Here is a 22,466-nt window from a genome sequence, read left to right on the forward strand (position 1 = left end):
GGGGTGGGGTGGGGTGGGGTTAGGGGGTTTGGGGCCAGGTGGGGGTGCGGCCGGTCTGGGTCAGGAGGTGGGCCAGGTCGGGCGCCAGGTCGAAGGTCGGGGTGGGTAGGGGGTCGGCAAAGACGCCCATCTTGCGGGCGGTGGGGCCCAACTGCTCCACCAGCCCGTGCAGCTCGGCCACCGCCTCCGGAGCCGGGTGGTACGGCTGACCGGTGGCGACCGCGAGGTCCCAGCCGTGCACTGTCAGGTCCAGCAGGGCCATGCCACCGATGACCGGCTGCGGCATGCCCATGCCCGGCGACACGCCCTCCAGGGTGGACGGATCCGACCAGGCGGCGACCAACCGGCCGGTCTCCGCCTCGAAGCGGTCTCGCCAGCCGTCGCCCAGGTGGTCGGGCTTCTCGGCCCACTCCACCTGTCGCTTCTCGGCCAGGTCCTGAAAGTTGACCACCACCTGGAAGAGGTGATTGAGCAGGTCACGGACCAGGTAGTCCTGGCACGGTGTGGGCAGGTCCAGTTGGTCGTCGGAGATACCCCGCACGACATCGACGGTTCGCGGCGCGGCGGCCGCCAGCAGCTCGCTAGTCTGAGTGGGCATAGGGCCAGCGTATGAGGGTGGTCTTGAACAAATGCGACAGCGACCGCGTGGCGACAGCCGGGGGATTCTCGACCCCGGGCGCCTGCTGCGCGAGGTGCGCTTCCGTCGACACCTGCCGACGGAGTCGCTGCGCCAGTGGGTCGAGCACTACTGGTTGATCGACTGGGTGTTGAGTGCGCCGTTCGAGCAGCGGGTCGTGCCGCACCCGGCGGTGAACGTGGTGTTCCGACGAGACGACAACGGGCCCGAGTCCGGCGAGGTGGCCGGGGTGGGCCGCGACCTGTTCCGGATCACGCTCAACGGCACCGGCCGGGTGTCCGGGGTGCAGTTCCGCCCCGGTGGCTTCCACCCTTTCTGGCGGCGCGCGGTCAGTGAGCTGACCGGCCGCAGGGTGCCGCTGCCCGCCGGCCGGCTGACCCACGCGGACGTCCCGGTGGGCGCGGGCGCATCACCGGTAGCACCCACCTCCTCGGCCAACGACGACGAGCGCTGCCGGGCGCTGGACACCCTCCTCACCGCCTGGCAGCCGGAGCCGGACCCGATGGCCGAGGAGGCCGTCTGCCTGGCCGAGGCGATCCGTACCGACCGGACGGTGCTGCGCGTCGACGACTTCGCCGCGCGGCACGATGTTCCGGTCCGCCGGTTGCAGCGGCTCTTCATGGAGTACGTGGGGGTCGGGCCGAAGTGGGTGATCCGCCGCTACCGACTCCAGGAGGCTGTCGAACAGGCCGCCGGTGGCCCGCTGAGCTGGGCCGACCTCGCCGCCGACCTCGGTTACAGCGACCAGGCCCACCTGGTCCGTGACTTCACCTCGGTGGCCGGGGTGTCCCCCGCCGCGTACGCCCGTTCGGTGCGCTGAGGAAGCCGACAGAGCCGACAGATCAGCGGCGCCGCAGGACGACCACGGCGACGTCGTCCTGGATCTCCGGCGGGGCCAGTTCCACCAGCAGTCGGGCACAGAACTGGTCCAGGTCACCGTCGACGGTCGCAGCGACCCGGGACAGCGCGGCCAGTCCCTCGTCGATGGTGGCGTCCCGTCGCTCGATCAGCCCGTCGGTGTAGAAGACCAGCGTGGCCCCGGCCGGCACCACGAACTCCAGGTCGGCCGGGCGCGGGGCGCGGATGCCGAGCAGCGGCGCGGAGTGCTGCACGAACTCGACCTTGCCGTCCATGATCAGCAGCGGTGGAAGGTGCCCGGCGCTGGCCAGCCGAACCCGCCCGGTCGGCGGGTGCATCAGCAGTACGCAGAGGGTCGCCACCTCGTTCGGCAGCAGGGTCCGCATCAGCTCGTTGACCCGGTGCAGGATCTCGCCGGGCTGGTGGCCCTCGACCGCGTACGCCCGCACCGCGTGCCGCAGCTCGGCCATCACTGTCGCCGCGTGCAGCGAGTGGCCGGCGACGTCGCCGATCGCCAGCAGCAGGTGCCCGTCGAGCATCACCAGCTCGTAGAAGTCGCCGCCCACCTCGGTCTGCGCGCTGGCCGGCTCGTAGCGCACCGCGAGGTCCAGCCCGGCCACTGTGGGCAGCCCCCGCGGCAGCAGGCTGCGTTGGAGGGTGACAGCGATCCGGTGCTCCTCGTCGAACGAGCGTTGCCCCTCGACGGCCGCCGCCACCGCCTGGGCCAGCTGCTTGAGCACGGGGGTCCGCGCGGTCTGGGTGGCGGTCGGGACCACCACGTACAGCGGGGCGCGATCCTCGCGCAGCTTGGCGGCGGCGATGGTCAACGTGTCGTTCGCCGGCCACTCGACGAGCGCCCAGTTCGCCGAGGGTTCCACCCGGACCGTGGCGCCGGTGGGCACTCCGGTGTCGTCGACTACCCACGGCACCACGGCGGCCACCTCGCCGGGACCGGCGCAGACGCCGGCGAGGCAGTCACCGTCGAAGGTTTCGGCGATCACCGCCGCCGGGCTCTTGAAGATCTGTGCGGCTCCCTCGGCTGCGGCCTCCAGCAGACGCGCGAAGGTCGGCGCCGCGTGCACAGCGACGGTCGTGTCGGCCAATCCGAGCAGCCGCTCGGCGAGCAGTTCGGCGCGCTGCCGGGCCTGGTAGTAGCGCAACACCGCCCGGGTGGTGGCGATCAGCTCCTCGGGCTCGATCGGCTCGGTCAGGTACGCGTCAGCGCCCCGGGTCAGCCCCTGGGCGCGGTCGGCCACGTCCACTGCGTGCGCCGACACGTGGATGACCGGCATCGCCGGGTGCCGCGCCTTGATCTGTTCGCAGACCTCGTAGCCGCTCAGGTCCGGCAGCCGGACGTCGAGGACCACCAGGTCGATCCGGTCCACCTCGACCCGGGCCAACGCCTCCGCGCCGTTCTCGGCCTCCAGCACTGTGAACCCGGCCCGGGTCAGCCAGCTGACCAGCAGGTAACGCTTGGTACGACTGTCGTCGACCACCAGGATGGTTGTCGGCACGCCGTCCACGCCGTCACGCCCCGCCTGTGGGCAGGGAGACGGTGAACGTGCTGCCTTCGCCCGGCGCGCTGGCCAGCTCCAGCGTTCCGCCGAGCAGCGTCACCAACCGCCGGGCGTACGGCAGACCGAGGCCGGTGCCGCCGACCCGGGTGGCGCCGGGGATCTGGTAGAACTCCTCGAAGATCCGGTCGTGCAGCTCGGGAGCGATGCCCGGCCCGGTGTCGCTGACCTCGAACTGCCAACGGTCGCCGTGCTGGCTGGCCCGCAGCCGCACCTCGCCGCGCTCGGTGAACTTCAACCCGTTGTGCAGCAGGTTGCGCAACACCTGGCCGAGCAGCACCTCGTCGGTGCGCAGCAGGGCCGGCCCGCTGAGCTCCTCCACGACCAGCTCCACGCCCGGTCGGGTGGCCAGCGCGCGTAGGGTGCCGCGCAGTTGACCGAAGACCGGCCGCAGGTCGACCTCGGCCAGCTCCGGCTCGATCCGCCCGGACTCCGCCTTGGCCAGGTCGAGGAGTTCGTTGACAAGGTTGAGCAGGTCCGCCGCCGAGGAACGGATCAGATCGATCTGGCGGCCCTGCTCGTCGGTGAGGGGGTCCGAGGCGGAGTCGGTGAGCAGCCGCCCCAGACCGATGATCGCGGTGACCGGGGCGCGCAGCTCGTGGCTGACGTTGGCCAGGAACCGGCTCTTCGACTCACTGGCCGCACGGAGCTGGGCCGACTTCTCGTCCAACTCGGCGTAGAGGGCGACGACGCCCCGGTTGGTCTCCTCCAACTCCTCGGTGAGCTGGTTGTAGAGCGCCAGCACGCCGCGGTTGGTCTCGGCCAGCTCCTCGTTGAGCACGGCCAACTCGTCGCGCTGACTACGCACCTCGTCCAGTGCGGCGATGAGCTGCCCGTTCTGCACTGTCAACTCGTCCAGCGCACTGGCCGGCGCGGTGCGGCCGAGTTCGGTACGGAACTCGGCGAGCCGCTCCGGGGTCGGCGTCGGCGCGTTGGCCGGGACTCGTCGGGACATCCGTACGACCGTAACCCCCTCGACGGTCGACGCGCTCAGTGTGTCGACCAGTCGGGACACCGCGCCGGACTGCGGTTGGTAGCGGCCGTCCGGCAGCGGGGACACCGGGGCCAGGTCGGCGCGCAGGTGGAACCGGCCGTCGGCGCCCGCGTCGACGTGGAAGGAGACGTCCGCTCCGCCGGTCGTCCGCAGCAGATCCCGGGCCACCTCGCTGAGCGCTGTGGCGATCCGCACCTGGTCCTGGTGTTCGAGGCCGACGACCGCGGCCACCTCGCGCCCGCGCTGACGGATCACGAAGATGTCCTGCTCGACCCGCAGCGCCATCTGAAGCAGCGGCAGCGCTGCCGGCTCCCCGCTCACGCCCACGACCTCGCAACCAGTACGCAGGCGTCGTCACGTCGCACACCGGCGTCGCGGAGCAGGGTCGCCGCCATGACCAGCGGGGATCGCTCGGCCAGGCCCGGGTAGTCGGTCATCCGCCACCGGTCGACCACCCCGTCGCTGTGCATCACCAGCCGGGCACCGGGACCGAACGGGTAGTCGTACTCGCGGATCGCCGGCCGTTGGTGGCCGGCGATGCCGGGCAGTGACACCAGCCCTCGACGGCGGCCGTCACCCTCGACGACCACGCCGGAGATGTTGCCCAGGCCGGCGTAGTGCAGCACGCCGGCCTCCGGCATCAGCTCGCCGACGGCGAGCGCGGCGCCCCGGGTGTGCGACATGCTCCGGTGCAGGTGACCGACCACCATCGCCGGTGGGCCGGCCGGGGCGTCGCGGAACGCGGCCAAGGCGGCGTCGGTGGCGGCCCCGGCGAGCGGGCCGTGCCCCAACCCGTCGCTGACCAGCACCTGGTGCCGCCCGTCGATGACCCGTACGGCATAGCCGTCGCCGCTGATCGTCTCGCCGGTCAGCGGTCGGGTCAGAGCGCCGGCCCAGGACGGCTGAGCCGCCTCGGCCGGCCAGACCTGCACGGCGAGGACGGTGCCCTTGCCGGGAAGTGAGTATCCGTCGAACCAGCTGGCCTGTCGGACGATGGCACCCAGACCGATGCCGAGTGTGCCGGTGGTGGAGTGCCCGTCCTGGGACGAGACGGTCAGGTCGGCCATGCCGGGCCCGGAGTCGATGGCCACCAACTCCACCCCGGCCTGCCCGGCGCGGCGTACCGGTCGGAGCAGCAGGACACCGTCGTCGGCGTGCTTGACCAGGTTGCTGGTCAGCTCGGCGGCGACGATGGCCAGGTCGGCGATGCGCGCCGCACCCATCTCCACCTGTGCGCCGAGGCGTTCGGCGGCGCGCCGGACGGCGCTCGCGGCGCTGCTGGCCTCCACCCGGAACCAGATGCCACTGTCGGTGACCGCGTCGGCGTTCACCTGGACCACTTGGTGACCGTGATCCGCGTGCCGGTTTCCGCTGACGTCTCGATCTGGAACTCGTCGACCAGACGTCGCGACCCACTGAGCCCGAGGCCGAGGCCGCCGCCGCTGGTGTAGCCGTCGGTCATGGCGAGGTCGAGGTCGGCGATGCCCGGCCCGGAGTCGGCGAACACGATCTGCACGCCGTTGCGTCGGCCGTTGTCCACGACCGTCACCTCGACCGAACCGCCGCCGCCGTACACCAGGGTGTTGCGGGCCAACTCGCTCGCCGCGGTGACCACCTTGGTCTGGTCGACGAGGGACAGCTTGCTGGCCACCGCCACGGCGCGGACCAGCTGCCGGACGCGCACCACGTCCTCGTCGCTGCGGACCGACTGCGCCTGTGGCTGGCCCAGGTCGATGCCCGCGGTCACGGCGTGGCCGTCTCGGCGTCCGAATCGTCGTCGAGCTGGTAGTCGAGCTCGTCGGCGTGGGCCGCCGCGATCAGTTCCATGCCGCGCTCCACGTTCAGGGCGGTACGAATGCCGTTCAGCGACAGCCCGAGTTCGACAAGGGTGATGGCGACGGCCGGACGCATGCCGACCACCACAGTTTCCGCGTCCAGCACCTTGGAGATCGACGCGATGGTGGAGAGCATCCGTCCGACGAAGGAGTCGACGATGTCCAGCGCTGTGATGTCGATGATGACGCCGTGGCAGCCGGTGTCCACGATCCGCTCGGCCAGGTCCTCCTGGAGCTGGACCGCCGTCTGGTCGGACATGTCGAGCTGGATGGAGACGAGCAGGATGTCGCCGATCTTGAGGATCGGTACGCGTTCCATCAGACGGCCCGACGCGGCGGGCGGCGGGCGGTCTCCACCCCGGTGAGTCGCAGCACGTGGCGCAGCGCGTCGGCGAGGCTCGCCTTGGTGGCGATGTCGCCGAACTCGATGCCGAGCGCCACGATGGTCTGCGCGATCTGCGGACGGATGCCGGAGATGATGCAGTCGGCGCCCATCAGCCGGGCGGCCACCACTGTCTTCAGGATGTGCTGGGCGACCTGGGTGTCCACCGCCGGTACGCCGGTGATGTCGATGATCGCGTACGGCGAGCCGGTGTCGACCAGGGTCTGGAGCAGCCGCTCCATGACGACCTGGGCCCGGGCCGAGTCGAGGGTGCCGACCAGCGGCACGGCGACGACGCCCTCCCAGAGCTTGACGACCGGCGTGGAGAGCTCGAGCAGCTGCTCGGCCTGATCGGCGATCAGGCTCTCGCGGGTGCGGACGAAGCTCTCGAAGGTGAACAGGCCCATCTCGTCGACCAGCTTCGAGAAGGCGACGTAGTCCTGCAGCGCGTTAGGGCCGCCGCTCTCCTGCACCAGCTCGGCCAGCACGTCCTTCAGCGCGAAGATGCTGATCGTGGTCTCGGTGGCGGAGAAGCCCTGCCGGGCCCGGCCACGGGACAGCTCGGAGAGCGCGGCGCGCAGTTCGCCGGCGTTGTCGGCGGACAGGTCGATGGTGCCCTGTTCGCCGGTGGCGACGATGGCACTGTGCAGGTCCTGGACCTGTCGGCGCAGCTCCGCCTGGCTCAGCCGGCCGCGCAACGAACTGGTGACGATCTCGGTCCACCGAGTCGTGACCCGTTCGTTCTGCCCACTGAGCAGCGCGGCGAGCCGACCACTTTCTTCGGTGCTCAACGCCATTTCGAACCCCCTTGACCTGGACCGGGCGGACTCTATCACCGGGGCCTGATCAACTACTTGCCCCGTAGCAACGGAATGACGATGGCCACCGGATCACGGCTCCCGTTCTACCTCCGACCGTGGTCGTGGGATACCGTTCCCCCGATAACAGGAGGCTTGGCGAATGTCGTTGACGGTGCACACGGAACAACGCGGCGACGTGGTCGTCGTGGCGGTCGCTGGCGAGCTGGACATGGCCACTGCACCGCAGCTACAGGACCAGATCACCGACCTGCTCGACAAGGGCCGCAACCGGCTGGTGTTCGACCTGGCGGACGTCTCGTTCTGCGACTCGACCGGTCTGTCGGTCTTCGTCCGCGCCAAGAACAGCTGCGACGAGGCTGGCGGCGTGGTCCGGCTGGCCGCCCCGCAGCGCGGCGTGCTGCGCATCCTCGAGGTGAGCGGGCTGGTCGAGGTGCTGCACACCTACCCGACGGTGGATGAGGCAGTCGCCGGCGAATCGACGCCGGCTTCCTCCTGACCGTCAGCGTGCGTCACTCGTCCTCGACGTAACGGGGACGAGCGATCGCCATGCCCGCCGTCGTCTGCACGGCCAGGGCGCCCAGCAGGAACCCGATCGGCGCGGTCCAGCCTCCGGTGGCTTCGTAGAGGATGCCGACCATCAGCGGGCCGAGGGCGGCGATCACGTACCCGGTGCTCTGCGCGAACGCGGAGAGGGCGACAGTGCCCTCGGCGGTGCGGGCGCGCAGGCCGATGGCGGTCAGGATCATCGGGAACGCTCCCTGACCGATCGCCAGCAGGGCGACCCAGAGCAGCGCGGCACCGTGCGGTGCGAGCGCCAGCCCCAGGTAGGCCAGGGCCGACGCGGTGGTCAGCCCGAGCACCAGCGGCCGAAGGCTGCCGAGTCGACCGGCCAGGGTGGGCATCAGCAGCGCGATCGGCACGCCGAGCGCGGTCACCCCGGCGAGCAGCAGCCCGGCCGACTCCGGCTGGTAACCGGCGTCGCGGAACAGCTGGGCCAGCCAGCCCATGATCGCGTACCCACTGAGCGACTGCGCCCCGAAGTAGACGGCCATCGCCCAGCCGAGCCGGGTCCGCGCCGGCCGGACCCGCACCGGTGTGGCGACCACCGCCGTCGGGGTCGCCCGCCGCGCCGAGGCGCGGGTCCGCAGCGCCAGCGGCACCCACGGGAGTACGGCCACCGCGGCCATCGCGGCCCAGACGCCGAGCCCGGCCCGCCATGACCCGAAGGCGTGCGCGATCGGCACCGCGGAGGCGGCGGCCACCGTCGTGCCCACTGTCAACGCCATCGTGTACGCCCCGGTGACCAGGCCGGTGCGGTGCGGGAAGTGCTGCTTGACGAGCATCGGCAGCAGGATGTTGGCGACCGCGATGCCGGACAGCGCCAGCGCGCTGGTGAGCACGAAGATCAAGGCCGAGTCGGTGACGACCCGGAGCACCTGGCCGACGGCGAGGGCGAGCATGGCGACCACCAGCACCCGGGCCGGTGCCACCCGGCGGACCAGCCACGGGGTGAGCGCGCCGAGGCCGGCGAACGCGATGGTCGGCAGGGTGGTGACCAGACCGGCGGTGACGCCGGAGAGGCCCAGCCCGTCGCGGACCTCGTCGAGCAGTGCGCCGAGGCTCGTCACCACGGCACGCAGGTTGAGCGCGACCAGAAGCATTCCGACCAGCACAAGCGCGCCACCGGTCGCCGGGTGCGTCCGCCGGCCGGCACCGGGGTCCCGCGTCGGGCGGAGGTCGACGGCGGCGGGGGCGGGCAGCGCCGGAGCGGCGGTTGGTGGCGGGGTCATGACCTCTAACCTACAATCATGGGATGAATTTGGGACCGGTGATGTAACCAGTGCCACCGTCGGTTGATTTCCCCTCCGCGCCGCTGCCGCCCAGCGGCCAGCCAGCAGTGCCGCCCCGCGGCCACCGGGTCCGGCAGACCACCGAGCAACTCCGCGCCCGGATCCTCGGCGGCGAATGGCCAGTCGGCGGGCGCATCCCCACCGAGCCACAACTGGTCGCCGCGCTGGGCGTCGGACGCAACACGGTCCGCGAGGCGGTCCGCGCCCTGGTGCACGCCGGGGTTCTGGAGTGCCGGCAGGGCTCCGGCACCTACGTGGTGTCCACCGACGAACTGGCACCGGTGGTCGCCCGCCGGCTCGGCGACGACCGGATGACCGAGGTCATCGAGGTACGCCGCGCCTTCGAGGTGGAGGCCGCCCGGCTCGCCGCGCTGAGGCGTACCCCGGAAGACCTGGCGGCGCTCGATGGCGCGCTCGCCCAGCGCGAGGCCGCCTGGCACGGCGGCCGGGTCGACGCGTTCGTCGAGGCCGACGTGGCACTGCACACGGCGGTGGTCGCCGCCGCGCACAACACCATGCTCGCCGAGCTGTACGCCTCGGTGGGCACCGCTTTGCGCAGCACCGTCGCCCAGGCCATGGGTGGGGCGCTCACCCCCGAGCGTTACGTCGACCACACCCGGTTGGTCGAGGCGATCCGGGCCGGCGATCCCGGCCGGGCGGCGCTCGAAGCCGGCGCTTTTCTGGAACCCGCCGAACGGGCATAGGTTGTGCCCGACAGAAAAGCGGACACCTCGGGAGTACGAATGCTCAAGGGCTTCAAAGACTTCATCATGCGCGGCAACGTCGTCGACCTGGCGGTCGGTGTCGTCATCGGCGCCGCGTTCACGGGCGTGGTCACCCAGCTCACCAAGTCGTTCCTCGAACCGCTGGTCCGGGTGATGATCGTGCTGATCACCGGGAACAAGGACGGCCTCAGTGGCTCGACCCCCAAGTTCCGGGAGATTCCGTTCGACTGGGTGGCTTTCGTCAACGCGGCCATCACCTTCCTGCTGACCGCGATGGCGCTCTACTTCCTGGTCGTCTACCCGATGAACCGGTTGGCCGAGCGGCGCAAGCGGGGCGAGGAGCCGCCGCCCTCGGCGCCGAGCGAGGAGGTCAAGTTGCTCACCGAGATCCGGGACGCCCTGGTCTCCGCCGGCCACACCACCCCGGGCCAGCAGCGCGGGGCGCTGGACGACGTGCTGGGCCGCCGTCCCGAGCCGCCGACGCAGCGCTGACCCGAACGGATGCACATCGGCCCCTGTGGGATTCCCGCAGGGGCCGCACCTTCTCGTACGTGTGTTCGATAGAGTCCCGCCATGGAGCAGCGAAAGCACTGGTGGAACGGGAAGTGGGGGCGGCTGGCCCGGCGGGACGTCTTCCTGCGGGTGGACGCCGACCGGTGGCACGTCGAGCAGCGGGCCGGCGGCGCCGAGGGCATCTCCCGTTTCTACGAGTACGGCAGTGCGGACGAAGCCGAGGACACCGTCCGGGCGCTGCTCGACGGCCCGGACACCTGGCGGGAGCTGTCCCCCCGCCCGCCCGGCGGCTGGACCCTCCCGAACGGCTGAGTGGGCGGGTGCAGCAGACAGTGCGGGGGCCCTTCGTCCGCCACCGTGGCTCCGCCTCCCGGTGGCGGTACTGCTCTTTACGGTGATGACTCTGAGGCATATTGACGCCACACGGTCATCACGCTCTCCGGCCCATCGCCTCGAGCCACTGCCGCTACCCCATCGGCGAGCGGGCCAAGCGACGCGCGCCAGCGAAGCGACGGCGTTTAGCGTCGCGCCGCCCTGGGAACCGCAGCGGGATGGACCAGCAGGACGAGCAGCAGGCCACCATCTCGCGGATCACCACCGGGATGCCGGTGATCGACTCAGCCGGCACCGAGGTCGGAACCGTGGACCTCGTCCAGCGGGGTGACCCGAACGCGGTGACCGTCCAGACACCGACAGCCGACCCGGGCAGCAGCCTGGACGAGCTGATCGAGGCGACTGCGGTCGAGGAACCGGACGTTCCGGCCGATCTGGCGGCGCGGCTGCTGCACAGCGGCTACCTGAAGGTCTCGACCGATCTGACCCGCACCGGCGCGGTCTACGTACCGGCCGACCGGATCGGGTCGGTGGCCGACGGCCGGGTTCTGCTGGCCGTCGGGGTGGCCGACCTGCCGCCCGAGGAGTGACCCCACCGCCCTTCCCGCGCGGCGGGGATGGGCTGGTCCGGCCCGGGAGGGGCGGGTTGGCGGCGGTGGAAGAGCAGCAGCATCAGGCAGCCCGCGACCAGGCCCCAGAACGCGCCGCCCACACCGATCAGCGTCACCCCGGACGCGGTCACCACGAAGGTGACAACTGCGGCCTCGCGGGTCGCCGGGTCGGTCACCGCCGAGGCGAGCGCTGTGGCGAGGGCGCCCAGCAGCGCCAGCCCGGCGACCGCCTCGATGAGGATCGGCGGGGCGACCGCCACCAGTGTGGTGGCCACACCGGCACCCAGGCCGAGCACTGCCAGCCCAGCGCCGGCGGTGACCGAGGCGATCCACCGGCGCTCCGGGTCGGGGTGCGCGTCGGGGCCGGCGGCCAGCGCGGCGGTGATCGCCGCGAGGTTCACCGCGTGCCCGCCGGCCGGGGCGGCCAGCAGACTGGCCAGACCGGTGGTCCGCAGCGCCGCGCCGAACGGCGGCCGGTAGCCGTAGCCGACCAGCACCGCCATGCCGGGTACGTTCTGCGCGGCCATGGTGACCAGGAACAGCGGCAGGGCCAACCCGACCAGTGCGGACGCGTTCCAGGCCGGCGCGGTCAGCGTGACCGACGGGATCAGCGCGGCACCGGTCAGGCCGGCCGGCGGTGCGGTCAGTGCGATCGCCGCCACCGCCACCACCAGCGCACCGGGCACCGCCCAGCGGCGGGCGAACCGGTGCAGCAGCAGCCAGCCGACGACCACCGGCCCGGCCACCACCGGCAGCTCGACCAGCGCCCGGACCGGGGCGGTGCACAGCGGCAGCAGCACCCCGGCGAGCATCGCGCCGGCCACCGGCTTGGGGATGGCGGCCACCGCACGGCCGAGCGGCGGGAACAACCCGGCCGCGACGATCAGCACGGCGGAGACGAGGAAGGCGCCCACCGCCACCGGCCATCCGCCCGGCGGCGGCCCGGTCGCCACCAGCAGCGCCGCGCCCGGAGTGGACCAGGCCGCGCTCATCGGGATCCGGTACCGCCAGCCCAGCCAGACGGCGACGAACCCGCTCGCCACGCAGAGAGCGAGCAGGCCGGAGGCGGCCTGCGCGTCCGACGCACCCGCCGCTCGGAGCCCGGCCAGCACGACGGTGAACGAGCTGGCGAAGCCCACCAGTGCGGTCACCACCCCCGCCAGCACCGGTTGCACGCGTCCGGCCACCCCATCCTCCCGACTGTTCCGTTTACGGAACGGAAGCGTGTAGCACGATAGCCGGGTGCCGCACCCACCACCAGCCCCGCGTCCGGGCCTCGACGTGGATCCCGCCGTCGTCGGGCGCCGGGTCCGCGCCCTGCGCGAGGAGCAGGGGATCTCGCTGTCCACACTCGCCCGACTCGCCGGTGTCGGAAAGGCCACCCTCTCCGGCCTGGAGCACGGCACCCGCAACCCGACCCTGGAGACACTCTGGGCGGTCACCGCGCAGCTCGGCGTACCGTTCACCGCCCTGCTGGCCGAGCCGTCCGCCGAGCCCGTCGTGCACGGGACCGCGGTCACCGCGACCCTGCTGGAGGTCTTCACCGACACCGACGCGACCTACGAGCTGTACCGGATGCGGGTCGCACCCGGCGTCGCGCAGCTCTCCCCCGCCCACGCGCCGGGAGTCACCGAGCACGTCACAGTCTTCGCCGGGGTGCTGCGCGCCGGACCGGCCGACGCGCCACTGACCGCCCCGGCCGGCGGTCACCTCCGCTGGGTGTCGGACGTGCCACACAGCTACGCGGCGGTGGGTGACGAGGAGGTCGCCGCCAGCCTGCTCCTGCGCTATCCGCGCCGCTGAGACCCCGCCGATCGGTCACGGACCGTCGGCCCCGTCGACGAAAATTGCAATCATTTCTCGACCTAGGTAGGAGGCGTAGAGACGAATGCGGGTTGTTCTTGGCAAGCTTGACCCCATGACGCTGATCCTCCGCTCGGTCATCCTCAACGACATCGGCTTGGTGCGCACCAACAACGAGGACTCCGCCCTCGCCGGTGACCGCCTGATCGCCGTCGCCGACGGCATGGGTGGGCTGCCTGCGGGCGAGGTGGCGAGCGAAATCGTGATCCGGATCCTGGACGAACTGGCTCCCCCCACCGACCCCGACGGCGCCGCCGACGCCCTGCGTGCCGTGGTCAGCACCGCCAACCAGCGCATCCACGCCGCGATCACCGTCGACCCGAGCCGGGACGGCATGGGTACGACGCTCACCGCAGCGCTGCTGGCCGGGGAGACGCTGGTGCTGGCCCAGGTGGGCGACTCCCGCTGCTACCTGCTGCGCGAGGGGGAGCTGACCCAGCTCACCCGGGACGACACGTTCGTGCAGGCGCTTGTCGATCAGGGCACCCTCTCTCCCGAACAGGCCCGCCACCACCCGCAGCGGTCCCTGGTGACCCGGGCCGTGCAGGGCGCCGACACCCCACCCGCGGTCGGGGTGCTCACAGTGACCCCCGGTGACCGGCTGCTGCTGTGCAGCGACGGGCTCTCCGACTACGTCGAGGACGAGGCCATCGCCACGGCCCTGGGCATGTACGCGGACCGTCAGCAGTGCGGTGAGCAGTTGGTGAAGCTGGCCCACCACGCCGGCGCGCCGGACAACGTCACAGTCGTGGTCTCCGACGTCGTCGCCCGCTGACCCGTACGGCTCACTCGGCGGCTCACCCGGACCGACTGGTTCGGGTGCCGCTGCCCCACTAGGTGGTTGTGCCATCTAGCTTGCGCCGCTACTGTCCGACGCGTGGATTCCGACCGGCGCGGGCAGTGGCTGCGGGGGGTGCTCGACATCTGCGTCCTGGCCCTGCTGTCCAACGGCGAGTCCTACGGCTACCAGCTCGCCCAGGCGCTCGACGCGGCAGGCGTCGGGCCGATCCAGGGCGGCACGCTCTATCCCGTGCTGCTGCGCCTACAGAAGACCGGCCTGGTGACCGCGCAGTGGCGGGAGGGCAGCGCTGGGCCGGCCCGCAAGTACTACCGGCTCACCGACGACGGGCACGCGGCGCTCCGCACCGGCGGCAGCGCCTGGCTCACCTTCGTCCGGCCGGTGAACGACATCGTCACGAAGGGGGTCACCCGGTGAACGCCGACGATTGGCTGCGGACGCTCACAGCCGAGCTGCACCAGCGCCGGGTCGCGGCGGACGCCGCACGGCACGTGGTCGCCGAGGCCGCCACCCACCTGCGCGAGGGCGGCGGCGACCCCTGGATTGTCTTCGGCCCACCCCAGCAGTACGCGGGTGCTGTCGTGGAGAGCATCGGCACCGCGCCCGGACCGCGCCCCGGGCCGGTCCGGCTGCACGCGGCGGGCATCACCAAGAGGTACGGGCGGCGAACAGTGCTGCGCGACGCCACGCTGACCGTCCGGGCCGGACAGATCGCCGCCGTCGTCGGCGCGAACGGCTGCGGCAAGAGCACCTTCCTCCGGATCTGCGCCGGGCTCATGTCACCGGACGCCGGCGAGGTGACGGTCTCCGGGCGGCTCGGCTACTGCCCGCAGTCCGGCGGCACCGCCGACTTCCTGCTCGCCGACGAGCACTTCGTGCTGGTCGGGGCCGGTCAGGGCGTGGCCCGGGGCCCGGCCCGCCGCGCCGGTCGGGCGGCGGCCCGGCAGCTCGGTTGGGAAGCGGGCGGCGACGTGCAGGCCCGCCAACTGTCCGGCGGCACCCGACAGAAGCTCAACCTGACCATGTCCACGCTCAGCGCCCCCGACGTGCTGCTGCTCGACGAGCCGTACCAGGGCTTCGACCAGGGCACCTACGTCAACTTCTGGGACCAGCTCAGCAGGATGCGCGACGCCGGCACGGCCATAGTCGTGGTGACCCACCTGCTCAACCAACTCGACCGGGTGGACATCGTGCTCGACCTGACCCCGGCACACGAGACCGGGCGGCACGCGCCCGGCGTCCAGGGAGGCCGCCCGTGAACCGGCTCGTCACCGTCGCCGAGATGACCCTGCGGGAACTGCTGCGGCGTCGGGGCGTACTCCTGCTGTTGTTGTTGATGCCGTTGACCTTCTACCTGATCCGGCGGGACGCCTACCTCGGGCAGTCAGTCCGTTCGCTGCTGCTCGGCGTGGGCTGGGCGGTGAGCACCGCCGCGCTGTTCGCCACGACCGCGGCCCGCGAGTTGGAGCCGAGGCTGCGGCTGGCCGGCTACCGCCCACACCACCTCTATCTCGGTCGGATGCTCGGCCTGTGGACGGTGGGGCTGGTCATCTCCGTACCCTTCTTCCTGCTCCCGATGATCGACGGCGCGGACCTGCGGTACGGCGGCCTGGCGGCGGCGCTGCTCTGTTCCGTCGCGGTGGCGGCGCCGTTCGGGATGCTGATCGGTGCGCTGCTGCCCCGCGAGTTGGAGGGCACACTGCTGCTTCTCACAGTGGTGACGGTGCAGATGCTGATCGACCCGGCCGGTTCCGGGGCGAGGTTGACGCCGTTCTGGTCGAGCCGGGAGATCGCCACCTGGACTGTCGACAACACCGACCAGGGCTACCTCTCCCGTGGTCTGCTGCACGGGCTCGTCGTCACCGCACTGCTCGCCCTGGGCGTGGCCGCGGTGGCCAGCGTCCGCCTGCGCCGCCGTCGTCACCTGCGGCACCTACCGGTCGGCTGACCGCCGCACCGGAAGCGGATCGGGCCAATCCGGTTGCTGCGACCCGCGCGGCGGGTTGAGATAGGCGAATGATGATCCGCCGGGTGACCGACGACGACCGTCTCACCACCAGTTTCCCGCTGGCCGCGTACGCCTTCGAGTCCTCGCCGCTCAGTGCTGCCCGCACCGCCGAGTTCCGCGACTACCTGCCCTACAACCAGGGCAACCGGACGCTGATCGCCGAGGAGGACGGCACCACGTTGGCCGCCGTCTCGGCCATCCCGATGCGACAGAACCTGCGCGGGGTGGTGCTGCCGATGGCAGGTGTCGCCGGGGTGGCGACCCATCCGCTGGCCCGCCGGCAGGGGCACGTCCGGACGCTGCTGCACCAACTCCTCGACGAGATGCGCGACGAGGGCCATCCACTCAGCGCGCTCTATCCGTTCCGGCCCAGCTTCTACGCCCGGTTCGGCTACGCCGGCCTGCCCAAGCCGCGCCGGGTCACCTTCGCTCCGGCCAACCTGGCCGCGCTGCTCCGGGTGGACCTGCCCGGCGAGGTCGGCTGGGAACGCGTCGCCGCCGGCTACCCGGCGTGGCGGGCGTTCACCGAACGCAACCTTCAGGAACGACACGGCTTCGCGATCTTCCCGGACCACCGGGCGGTCGGGATGCGCGACCGTGACGAGTACTGGCTGCTCACCGCCCGGGTCGGCGGGGAGGTCACCGGCGCGGTGACGTACCGGATCGACGAACACGGCGGCACGCTGCACGGCAACGAACTGCTGGCCACCGACCCGCTCGCACGGGCGCTGCTGTTGCAGTTCTTCGCCCGGCACGTCGACCAGATCGAGCGGATCACCGTCCAGGTTCCACCCGACGAGTTGCCCGAGCTGTGGCTGACCGACCTGGACGTGCACGTCGAGGCCCGCACGGCCGTGCCGGGTTCGTCCGCGCCGATGGCCCGGCTGCTGTCGCTGGACGCGTTGAGCGGGCTGCCCGCCGGCCCGGGACGGGTGCGGATCGAGCTGACCGGGGACCGCTGGCTGGCCGGAACCCACCTGCTCGACGGCACGACCGGCGTGCTGGAACTTGTCGACGACACCACCGGCCGCGCGCCGACCGCCACGCTCACCGCCGCCGGGCTCTCCGCTCTCGCGTACGGGGTTCTGGACCCGGCCGAGCTGCCGCTACGCGGTCTGGGCGAGGTGTCGGTGGACGCCGCCACGGAACTGCGCGGCCTCTTCCCCCGCCGGGTGCCGTACCTCTTCGCCGACTTCTGAGCCCTCCTCACAATCGGGTTTGTCGCCTCGGCGGCAGTGGGTACGGTCCCGCGAATGCCGGAATGGTTACAGGCGGGTGGATGGGGGCTGCTGGCGGGATCGGCTCTGCTGGTCGGGGCGGCGGTCGGCTGGTTCGCCCGGGTACCGCAGCGCGTCATCGCGTCGATCATGGCGTTCGGCGCGGGGGTTCTGCTCTCCGCCGTGTCGTTCGAGTTGATCGCCGAGGCGCACGCGCAGGGCGGGCTGCTGCCCACCGTTCTCGGTGCCGCCGTCGGTGCGCTGGTCTACACCCTCGCCAACCTGGTTCTCGCCCGGCACGGCGCCCGGCACCGGAAGCGGTCCGGCGATCAGCAGCCCTCCGAGGGCGAACAGCCCGGCTCCGGGTCGGCGCTCGCCGTCGGCGCGCTGCTCGACGGCATACCCGAATCGGTAGTGATCGGCGCCAGCCTGCTCAGCGGCGGCGCGGTCAGCCTGGTCACGGTGGCGGCGGTGTTCCTCAGCAACGTGCCGGAGGGGCTGTCCAGCGCGGCCGGTATGCGCCAGGCCGGCCGCACCCGACGGTACGTGTTCCTGCTCTGGGCCGGGATCGCGCTGATCAGTGGCGTCGCCGCGCTGGTCGGCAACACGCTGCTGGGTGGCGCGCCGCCGGAGGTGCTGGCCGCCATCACCGCGTTGGCCGCCGGGGCGATCCTCGCCATGATCACCGACACCATGGTCCCGGAGGCGTTCGAGAACGCACACCTACTGGTCGGTCTGATCACGGTGGCCGGCTTCCTGACCGCGTTCGCCCTCTCCCACTAGCATCACGGGGTGCGCATGACGTCGCTTGCCGCTCTCCTCGTCCTCGGTGTCGCCACCGCGGCCCTGCCCGCCTGCGCGCCCAACGACCCAACCCCCACCTTCGAGGCCGGCTCGACCGCCACGCCGACGGCGCTGCCGACCGGCGGTCAGGGCGACGCGCCGGGGGCTCGCGACGGCCTCGGCGGCCCCGGGGCCAGCGCGAGCCCGAAGCCCGCCAACAAGGTGCTCGCCGCCGGCAACCCGAACGGCAGAGCCACAGTGCCGGCCGAGGCGCGGGCGGTGGACACCTCGAAGCCGACCCGGACCATCGGCACCGGCACCCCGGCGAGCTGCACCTCCGCGGCGGTCGTGAAGGCCGTCGCGGCCGGCGGTGTCATCACGTTCAACTGTGGACCGGCCCCGGTGACGATCAAGATGGCCGCCACCGCGAAGGTGCGCAACGCCAACGGGCCGAAGATCGTGCTGGACGGCGGCGGCACTGTCACGCTGAGTGGCCAGGGGCAGCGCCGCATCCTCTACATGAACACCTGCGACGAGGCCCAGGGCTTCACCACCTCGCACTGCCAGAACCAGGATCACCCGCAGCTCACAGTGCAGAACCTCACCTTCGCCGACGGCAACTCCACCGGCGAGAAGGCCGAGGGCGGCGGCGGTGGGGCGATCTTCGTCCGCGGCGGGCGGCTGAAGGTGGTCAACTCGCGCTTCGTCCGCAACCGCTGCGACCGCACCGGCCCCGACCTGGGTGGCGCGGCCGTCCGGGTGCTGAGCCAGTACGAGAACAAGCCGGTGTACGTGGTGGGCAGCACCTTCGACGGCGGTTCCTGCTCCAACGGAGGGGCACTGAGCAGCATCGGCGTGTCGTGGGTGGTGCTGAACAGCCTGCTCAGGAACAACGAGGCGATCGGCAGCGGCGCCAACCCGGCCAAGTCCGGCACGCCCGGCGGCGGCAGCGGCGGCGCGATCTACTGCGACGGCAACGAGTTCACAGTACGGATCGCCGGCACGATCATCGAGAACAACACTGCCAACGAGGGCGGCGGCGCGGTCTTCTTCGTGAGCAACAACCGCACCGGCACGATGAAGATCGAAAACTCGACCCTGCGCCGCAACCCCAGCGCCAAGTTCGAGACCCGCGGCTTCCCCGGCATCTTCTTCCTGGGCGCCCGCAACCCCACGGTCACCAACTCCAAGCTCTCCTAACGCCCGCGCCCTGCCGCACACCGGCGCCCGCCCCCGCGTGCCCACGCCGGTGATCAAGAGGTTTCGGTCATCGGGGCGGCGTTTCCTGACCGAAAGCTCTTGATCAACAAGCCGGGTGGGCTCAGTACGGGTTTCCTTCGCCTGGGGGGCGAGCGTGGAGGAGGGCGGCGGGGCGGCCGGGCAGGTCCCGCGCGCCGGACATCGGCGGGCTTGCCGTGTGATCGCCCTCGGCCATTCCGGCGAAGAGTTCCTTGAGCGCCGTCAGCGCACTGATCTTGGGCTGCCAACCCAGCTCGGTCTCCGCGCGCTCGCTGGACATCAGCGGGGCGTTCAGACCCAGCTCCACCCAGCCCGCGTCGACCGGTTGCAGCCGCGCCCGCCAGGTCAGCGCCGCCGCCGCCCGCAGCACCGGCGCGGCGACCGGCACCGTCCAACCATGGAAGTGCCGGGCCACCAGCTCCGGAGTGAGCACCGGGTCCGCGGCGACATTGAAGGCGCCGCGCGCATCACCCAATACCGCCCTGGCGTACGCGTCAGCCACGTCATCGGCGTGCACCGCCTGCATCCGCAACCGGCGGTTCGTCGGCACCAGCGGGATCCGGCCGAAGCGCAGCAGCCGCACCGGCGCCAACGGGCCGAGGAAGTAACGCGTGATCTCCGCACCAGCGGCCCGTTGGAAGATCAACCCGGGGCGCATCCGCACCACCCGCAGCGTCGGGTGATCCTGTTCGAGCCCGTCCAGCAGCGCCTCCACCTCCGCCTTGTGCTCGCTGTACGACGAACCGGGCACACCGGTGGCCGGCCACCGCTCGCTGATCGGATGGTCCTTCGGGCCGGGCGCGTAGGCGCCGACCGACGAGGCGTACACCACGGCCGGCACACCGGCCTGGACCACCGCGTTGATCACCGCCCGGCTGCCCTCGACGTTGGTCCGGCGCAGCACCCGCTGGTCGTGGCTGGGCTGGATCTGCCAGGCCAGGTGCACGACAGCGTCCGCACCCGCGAACACCTCGGCGAGCTGCCCGACCGCGCCCGGCGCGCCAATGTCGCAGGAGTGCCACTCCACCTGGTCGTACGGCTCGCCGGCATCCGGGCCGGGCAACCGCCGAACGACACCGGCCAACTCCACGCCCCGCTCCCGGCGCAGCCGCCGCAGCACCGCCGTACCGACGTTGCCGCTCGCCCCCACCACCACGATCCGCATGCCCGACCCCGTACCCGCCCAGCAGCAGCTCAACCACCCACCAGCCGGCGGCGCGCCCGGCTTGATCCACTCGACTTCCTGAAAGTCGCGGTATCCGAGCGCCCAGGACAGCCCGGCTTCCGGGATCCCGAGTCGATCAAGGGCGAGGTGACTCCCGTATCCAGCCGTGCTTCTCCTTGCCCCGCCTACCGGCGGTGGCGGCCAGGCAGCGTGGGCAGATCCAGCCCACCGCGTCCGCCTCGGTGAGCACATCGGTACCCGAGTAGTCGAAGCGCACGTGCGGGAAGCGGCGCAGCCGGGTCCGGCTCAGCGCCAGGCCGCAGACCGTCTGGTTCTGGCCGGGCAGCCAAGCGTGCACCTCGCCACCCGGCTGGCGCGCGCCATCGCGCCCGACCTCCTCCCCGGAGGCCGCCACGGCCGGCAATCGGGTCGATCCCATGCCCGTCCTGGTTCCCCACCGATGCGCACCCATGCGGCATCGGGCGAGGTCGCTCGATTCACTCCACATCACCGACCCGACCCCCGCCACAGCGCTGATCCCGCCGAGGTCAGGTCCCTGTCATCGCGGTCGGGCGGTGTCCGCAGGTCGGGCAGGCGTCGTCGAGCACTCGTCGACGTACGGTCTGGTGTCGGGCGGCCTGGCCGGCGAGGGCTGCTGCCAGCAGCGCCGCGCCGACGAGAAGGATCGACCCGGCGGTGACGGCAAAGGTCGTCGGGGCGGGTCCGCCGCCGCTGGTACCCCAGATCGCCTGGCCGAGTTGGTCAGCGCCGAAGAGGCCGGCCGGGGTGACGAGCAGCAGGGTCGCCCAGAGGCCGGCGTCATCGGCTCGCAGGGCGCGACCGAGGCCGACGAGCAGGACCAGTGCGAACATCAACCCCCCGGCCATCGCCAGCATTTCGGGGGTCGAGCCGTACGAGGTGAACATGTTCCCCCCGTTCTCGGCGGCGCTGAATGCCACCGATGCGGCCGTCACACAACCGGCCGTGAGCGGCGGCAGGCTACGCGCGACCCAGCCGGGATGGGAGGGCAGCGCGAGCGCGGCCAGGCCGAGCGCCACGGCGGGGGCCAGCACGAACAGCGGCGGCCCAGGTTGTCCGGTGACGGCGGCCACGAGCGGCACGGCGACGGTCAGTAGGAGACCACCGGCGGCAGCGGTGCGAGCCCAGGCCCCGGGCAGCGCCGTGGCGGTGAGGCCGACGAGCAGCCAACCCAACCAGATCAGGGCGCCGAGGGTCTGGAACGGACCAACCGGGTCCAGCCGAGCGAAACGCGGATCTTCGAACTCGACCTGCAGGAGCAGGAAGGCGGAGACCGCGACCAGAGTGTTCAGCGCCGCGGTCGCGGCCAGCGGAAGAGCCGCAAGCAGCCCGAGAGCGCCGTACCCGCGCAGTCGCTCCCGCAGCCCGGCGCCGAGCAGATCGACGGCGTCGTGTGGGGATGGCCAGCGCCGCCCCGGATCGACGGTGTCGAGGTACGTCCCGACGATCTCGTCGCCCCGCTCAGCCTGGTAGTCACCCGGGTAGGCCCACAGCAGCCGCCGGTAGCGGGACTCCAGCGGCGACCCGGTGTGTTCCGGCGCGGGGTTGGGCTGGTTCATGCCGGGCCTCCGGTCGGTCGAAGGATGGGGCGGGCGGCGGTTCCGGGGATGGTGAGAGGGCCGCGTGAGGTGCCGTCGGCGGTGCGGGTGCCCGCAGGCCGAGCACGTAGCCGCTGCGTGGCGGCCTCAACGTTGCGGCGCAGTCGTTCGGTCTCGGCGGTGAGCACCGACCGGCCGGCTTCGGTGAGCCGGTAGTAGCGGCGCAGCCGCCCCTCGACCACCTCCTCGCGGTCCCGTTCGACCAGTCCCTCGTCGGTGAGGCGGTCCAGTGCGCCGTAGAGGGTGCCGGGCCGCAGCGCCAGCCGCCCACCGGAGAGGGCCGCGACGTCGCTGACGATGCCGTAGCCGTGCATGGACTCCCGCGCCAGGGCGGTGAGGATCAAGAAGGTGGGTTCCCGCAGCGGCGTGGGTGTGGCCATGACCTCAATATATCGGTGATGAAGCTATACCGGTGACAAAGCGGTGCGGAAAGTTTCGCCCACACCGTCATGGCGTAGATCGACATCGCTCCTCCGGACCGGGGGGCGGACATCAGCCGGGGCGCGGACGGTCGGGTAACCTGAGCGCGCGGGCCGCTAGCTCAATGGCAGAGCTGTGGACTTTTAATCCATAGGTTCAGGGTTCGAGTCCCTGGCGGCCCACTCAACAGCGCACTTGAGCT

Annotated in this window: 27 protein-coding genes and 1 tRNA gene; 15 read left to right on the forward strand and 13 right to left on the reverse strand. The window is 71.8% G+C overall.

Annotation, left to right across the window (positions count from 1 at the left end):
- Nucleotides 1-19 precede the first annotated feature (19 nt).
- Entirely contained in the window at nt 20-598 is a 579-nt protein-coding gene (locus tag NIE79_RS12335) for a TIGR03086 family metal-binding protein (RefSeq protein WP_238678680.1), read from the reverse strand.
- A 31-nt stretch (nt 599-629) separates the two neighbouring features.
- Between NIE79_RS12335 and NIE79_RS12340 the strand changes: the two genes are divergently transcribed.
- Nucleotides 630-1,457, forward strand: a complete 828-nt coding sequence (locus NIE79_RS12340; protein ID WP_238678681.1) for a helix-turn-helix domain-containing protein — start codon at nt 630-632, stop codon at nt 1,455-1,457.
- A gap of 22 nt (nt 1,458-1,479) precedes the next feature.
- Here NIE79_RS12340 and NIE79_RS12345 read toward each other — a convergent pair whose 3' ends face one another.
- Genes NIE79_RS12345 through NIE79_RS12370 form a run of 6 tightly spaced genes read right to left on the reverse strand, consistent with a single transcriptional unit; the run spans nt 1,480 to nt 7,077 of the window.
- The gene (locus tag NIE79_RS12345) at nt 1,480-3,018 is read right to left on the reverse strand and encodes a SpoIIE family protein phosphatase (protein WP_238678682.1); all 1,539 of its coding nucleotides are present in this window, start codon (nt 3,016-3,018) and stop codon (nt 1,480-1,482) included.
- A 4-nt stretch (nt 3,019-3,022) separates the two neighbouring features.
- Entirely contained in the window at nt 3,023-4,348 is a 1,326-nt protein-coding gene (locus NIE79_RS12350) for a sensor histidine kinase (protein ID WP_238678780.1), read from the reverse strand.
- Nucleotides 4,349-4,380: 32 nt separating this feature from the next.
- A complete protein-coding gene (locus NIE79_RS12355) occupies nt 4,381-5,394 on the reverse strand; it encodes a SpoIIE family protein phosphatase (RefSeq protein ID WP_238678781.1) in 1,014 nt (337 codons plus the stop codon).
- Nucleotides 5,391-5,810, reverse strand: a complete 420-nt coding sequence (locus tag NIE79_RS12360; protein WP_238678683.1) for an anti-sigma regulatory factor — start codon at nt 5,808-5,810, stop codon at nt 5,391-5,393. Before NIE79_RS12360 ends, NIE79_RS12355 begins: the two co-directional genes overlap by 4 nt.
- A complete protein-coding gene (locus NIE79_RS12365) occupies nt 5,807-6,217 on the reverse strand; it encodes an STAS domain-containing protein (protein ID WP_238678684.1) in 411 nt (136 codons plus the stop codon). Before NIE79_RS12365 ends, NIE79_RS12360 begins: the two co-directional genes overlap by 4 nt.
- Entirely contained in the window at nt 6,217-7,077 is an 861-nt protein-coding gene (locus tag NIE79_RS12370; protein ID WP_238678685.1) for an STAS domain-containing protein, read from the reverse strand. Before NIE79_RS12370 ends, NIE79_RS12365 begins: the two co-directional genes overlap by 1 nt.
- A 163-nt stretch (nt 7,078-7,240) precedes the next feature.
- Here NIE79_RS12370 and NIE79_RS12375 point away from each other — a divergent pair, with 163 nt between their 5' ends.
- Nucleotides 7,241-7,597: an STAS domain-containing protein gene (locus tag NIE79_RS12375; protein WP_091395791.1), complete on the forward strand. Its 357-nt coding sequence runs from the start codon at nt 7,241-7,243 to the stop codon at nt 7,595-7,597.
- A 13-nt stretch (nt 7,598-7,610) separates the two neighbouring features.
- Here NIE79_RS12375 and NIE79_RS12380 read toward each other — a convergent pair whose 3' ends face one another.
- Nucleotides 7,611-8,891 carry an MFS transporter gene (locus tag NIE79_RS12380; RefSeq protein ID WP_238678686.1) on the reverse strand — a complete coding sequence of 427 codons (1,281 nt, stop codon included), beginning with the start codon at nt 8,889-8,891 and terminating at the stop codon, nt 7,611-7,613.
- 50 nt (nt 8,892-8,941) lie between these two features.
- Here NIE79_RS12380 and NIE79_RS12385 point away from each other — a divergent pair, with 50 nt between their 5' ends.
- From NIE79_RS12385 to NIE79_RS12400, 4 genes are all read left to right on the forward strand, one after another.
- On the forward strand, nt 8,942-9,655 hold the full coding sequence (locus NIE79_RS12385; RefSeq protein ID WP_372471481.1) for a FadR/GntR family transcriptional regulator: 714 nt from the start codon (nt 8,942-8,944) through the stop codon (nt 9,653-9,655).
- A 39-nt stretch (nt 9,656-9,694) separates the two neighbouring features.
- Entirely contained in the window at nt 9,695-10,168 is a 474-nt protein-coding gene (gene mscL, locus NIE79_RS12390) for a large conductance mechanosensitive channel protein MscL (RefSeq protein ID WP_238678687.1), read from the forward strand.
- Between the two features lie 81 nt (nt 10,169-10,249).
- Nucleotides 10,250-10,501, forward strand: a complete 252-nt coding sequence (locus NIE79_RS12395) for a hypothetical protein (protein ID WP_238678688.1) — start codon at nt 10,250-10,252, stop codon at nt 10,499-10,501.
- A 239-nt stretch (nt 10,502-10,740) separates the two neighbouring features.
- The gene (locus NIE79_RS12400) at nt 10,741-11,112 is read left to right on the forward strand and encodes a hypothetical protein (RefSeq protein ID WP_091395802.1); all 372 of its coding nucleotides are present in this window, start codon (nt 10,741-10,743) and stop codon (nt 11,110-11,112) included.
- Here NIE79_RS12400 and NIE79_RS12405 read toward each other — a convergent pair.
- Complete coding sequence (locus tag NIE79_RS12405; RefSeq protein WP_238678689.1) at nt 11,025-12,320, reverse strand: benzoate/H(+) symporter BenE family transporter; 1,296 nt, start codon at nt 12,318-12,320, stop codon at nt 11,025-11,027. The genes NIE79_RS12400 and NIE79_RS12405 overlap by 88 nt on opposite strands.
- A 55-nt stretch (nt 12,321-12,375) precedes the next feature.
- On the opposite strand from NIE79_RS12405, the gene NIE79_RS12410 reads away from it, so the two are divergent.
- From NIE79_RS12410 to NIE79_RS12445, 8 genes are all read left to right on the forward strand, one after another.
- Nucleotides 12,376-12,936: a helix-turn-helix domain-containing protein gene (locus NIE79_RS12410; protein ID WP_238678690.1), complete on the forward strand. Its 561-nt coding sequence runs from the start codon at nt 12,376-12,378 to the stop codon at nt 12,934-12,936.
- 115 nt (nt 12,937-13,051) lie between these two features.
- Complete coding sequence (locus tag NIE79_RS12415; RefSeq protein WP_238678691.1) at nt 13,052-13,771, forward strand: PP2C family protein-serine/threonine phosphatase; 720 nt, start codon at nt 13,052-13,054, stop codon at nt 13,769-13,771.
- Nucleotides 13,772-13,873: 102 nt separating this feature from the next.
- Nucleotides 13,874-14,212: a PadR family transcriptional regulator gene (locus tag NIE79_RS12420; protein WP_238678692.1), complete on the forward strand. Its 339-nt coding sequence runs from the start codon at nt 13,874-13,876 to the stop codon at nt 14,210-14,212.
- Nucleotides 14,209-15,054, forward strand: coding sequence for an ABC transporter ATP-binding protein (locus NIE79_RS12425; protein ID WP_238678693.1), 846 nt, complete (start codon nt 14,209-14,211; stop codon nt 15,052-15,054). The genes NIE79_RS12420 and NIE79_RS12425 overlap by 4 nt, the downstream gene beginning before the upstream one ends.
- On the forward strand, nt 15,051-15,743 hold the full coding sequence (locus NIE79_RS12430; protein WP_112637984.1) for a hypothetical protein: 693 nt from the start codon (nt 15,051-15,053) through the stop codon (nt 15,741-15,743). Before NIE79_RS12425 ends, NIE79_RS12430 begins: the two co-directional genes overlap by 4 nt.
- Before the next feature lie 83 nt (nt 15,744-15,826).
- Complete coding sequence (locus NIE79_RS12435) at nt 15,827-17,002, forward strand: GNAT family N-acetyltransferase (RefSeq protein ID WP_238678694.1); 1,176 nt, start codon at nt 15,827-15,829, stop codon at nt 17,000-17,002.
- A gap of 54 nt (nt 17,003-17,056) precedes the next feature.
- The gene (locus NIE79_RS12440) at nt 17,057-17,803 is read left to right on the forward strand and encodes a ZIP family metal transporter (protein ID WP_238678695.1); all 747 of its coding nucleotides are present in this window, start codon (nt 17,057-17,059) and stop codon (nt 17,801-17,803) included.
- A gap of 15 nt (nt 17,804-17,818) precedes the next feature.
- Nucleotides 17,819-19,003 (forward strand): hypothetical protein, encoded by a 1,185-nt coding sequence (locus NIE79_RS12445; protein WP_238678783.1) that lies wholly within the window; start codon nt 17,819-17,821, stop codon nt 19,001-19,003.
- A 121-nt stretch (nt 19,004-19,124) separates the two neighbouring features.
- Here NIE79_RS12445 and NIE79_RS12450 read toward each other — a convergent pair whose 3' ends face one another.
- The 4 genes from NIE79_RS12450 to NIE79_RS12465 all read right to left on the reverse strand — a co-directional run bounded on the left by NIE79_RS12450 (nt 19,125) and on the right by NIE79_RS12465 (nt 22,224).
- The gene (locus NIE79_RS12450; protein ID WP_238678696.1) at nt 19,125-20,207 is read right to left on the reverse strand and encodes an NAD-dependent epimerase/dehydratase family protein; all 1,083 of its coding nucleotides are present in this window, start codon (nt 20,205-20,207) and stop codon (nt 19,125-19,127) included.
- 136 nt (nt 20,208-20,343) lie between these two features.
- On the reverse strand, nt 20,344-20,646 hold the full coding sequence (locus tag NIE79_RS12455; protein ID WP_238678697.1) for a hypothetical protein: 303 nt from the start codon (nt 20,644-20,646) through the stop codon (nt 20,344-20,346).
- Between the two features lie 109 nt (nt 20,647-20,755).
- Complete coding sequence (locus NIE79_RS12460; RefSeq protein ID WP_238678698.1) at nt 20,756-21,805, reverse strand: GlsB/YeaQ/YmgE family stress response membrane protein; 1,050 nt, start codon at nt 21,803-21,805, stop codon at nt 20,756-20,758.
- Nucleotides 21,802-22,224 (reverse strand): PadR family transcriptional regulator, encoded by a 423-nt coding sequence (locus NIE79_RS12465; RefSeq protein WP_238678699.1) that lies wholly within the window; start codon nt 22,222-22,224, stop codon nt 21,802-21,804. The genes NIE79_RS12460 and NIE79_RS12465 overlap by 4 nt, the downstream gene beginning before the upstream one ends.
- A 150-nt stretch (nt 22,225-22,374) precedes the next feature.
- Here NIE79_RS12465 and NIE79_RS12470 point away from each other — a divergent pair.
- Nucleotides 22,375-22,446 (forward strand) — tRNA-Lys (locus tag NIE79_RS12470).
- Nucleotides 22,447-22,466 lie beyond the last annotated feature (20 nt).

It is taken from the genome of Micromonospora trifolii (assembly GCF_022229005.1).
GTDB classification, from domain to species: Bacteria; Actinomycetota; Actinomycetes; order Mycobacteriales; family Micromonosporaceae; genus Micromonospora; species Micromonospora trifolii.

Bases quoted from the DNA above. Each gene is read 5' to 3' on its own strand.
- NIE79_RS12340 (WP_238678681.1), top strand. From the start codon at position 630: ATGCGACAGCGACCGCGTGGCGACAGCCGGGGGATTCTCGACCCCGGG.
- NIE79_RS12375 (WP_091395791.1), top strand. From the start codon at position 7,241: ATGTCGTTGACGGTGCACACGGAACAACGCGGCGACGTGGTCGTCGTG.
- NIE79_RS12445 (WP_238678783.1), top strand. From the start codon at position 17,819: ATGACGTCGCTTGCCGCTCTCCTCGTCCTCGGTGTCGCCACCGCGGCC.
- NIE79_RS12460 (WP_238678698.1), bottom strand. From the start codon at position 21,805: ATGAACCAGCCCAACCCCGCGCCGGAACACACCGGGTCGCCGCTGGAG.
- NIE79_RS12370 (WP_238678685.1), bottom strand. From the start codon at position 7,077: ATGGCGTTGAGCACCGAAGAAAGTGGTCGGCTCGCCGCGCTGCTCAGT.
- NIE79_RS12415 (WP_238678691.1), top strand. From the start codon at position 13,052: ATGACGCTGATCCTCCGCTCGGTCATCCTCAACGACATCGGCTTGGTG.
- NIE79_RS12450 (WP_238678696.1), bottom strand. From the start codon at position 20,207: ATGCGGATCGTGGTGGTGGGGGCGAGCGGCAACGTCGGTACGGCGGTG.
- NIE79_RS12380 (WP_238678686.1), bottom strand. From the start codon at position 8,891: ATGACCCCGCCACCAACCGCCGCTCCGGCGCTGCCCGCCCCCGCCGCC.
- mscL (WP_238678687.1), top strand. From the start codon at position 9,695: ATGCTCAAGGGCTTCAAAGACTTCATCATGCGCGGCAACGTCGTCGAC.
- NIE79_RS12395 (WP_238678688.1), top strand. From the start codon at position 10,250: ATGGAGCAGCGAAAGCACTGGTGGAACGGGAAGTGGGGGCGGCTGGCC.
- NIE79_RS12400 (WP_091395802.1), top strand. From the start codon at position 10,741: ATGGACCAGCAGGACGAGCAGCAGGCCACCATCTCGCGGATCACCACC.
- NIE79_RS12455 (WP_238678697.1), bottom strand. From the start codon at position 20,646: ATGGGATCGACCCGATTGCCGGCCGTGGCGGCCTCCGGGGAGGAGGTC.
- NIE79_RS12335 (WP_238678680.1), bottom strand. From the start codon at position 598: ATGCCCACTCAGACTAGCGAGCTGCTGGCGGCCGCCGCGCCGCGAACC.
- NIE79_RS12365 (WP_238678684.1), bottom strand. From the start codon at position 6,217: ATGGAACGCGTACCGATCCTCAAGATCGGCGACATCCTGCTCGTCTCC.
- NIE79_RS12350 (WP_238678780.1), bottom strand. From the start codon at position 4,348: ATGGCGCTGCGGGTCGAGCAGGACATCTTCGTGATCCGTCAGCGCGGG.
- NIE79_RS12440 (WP_238678695.1), top strand. From the start codon at position 17,057: ATGCCGGAATGGTTACAGGCGGGTGGATGGGGGCTGCTGGCGGGATCG.
- NIE79_RS12465 (WP_238678699.1), bottom strand. From the start codon at position 22,224: ATGGCCACACCCACGCCGCTGCGGGAACCCACCTTCTTGATCCTCACC.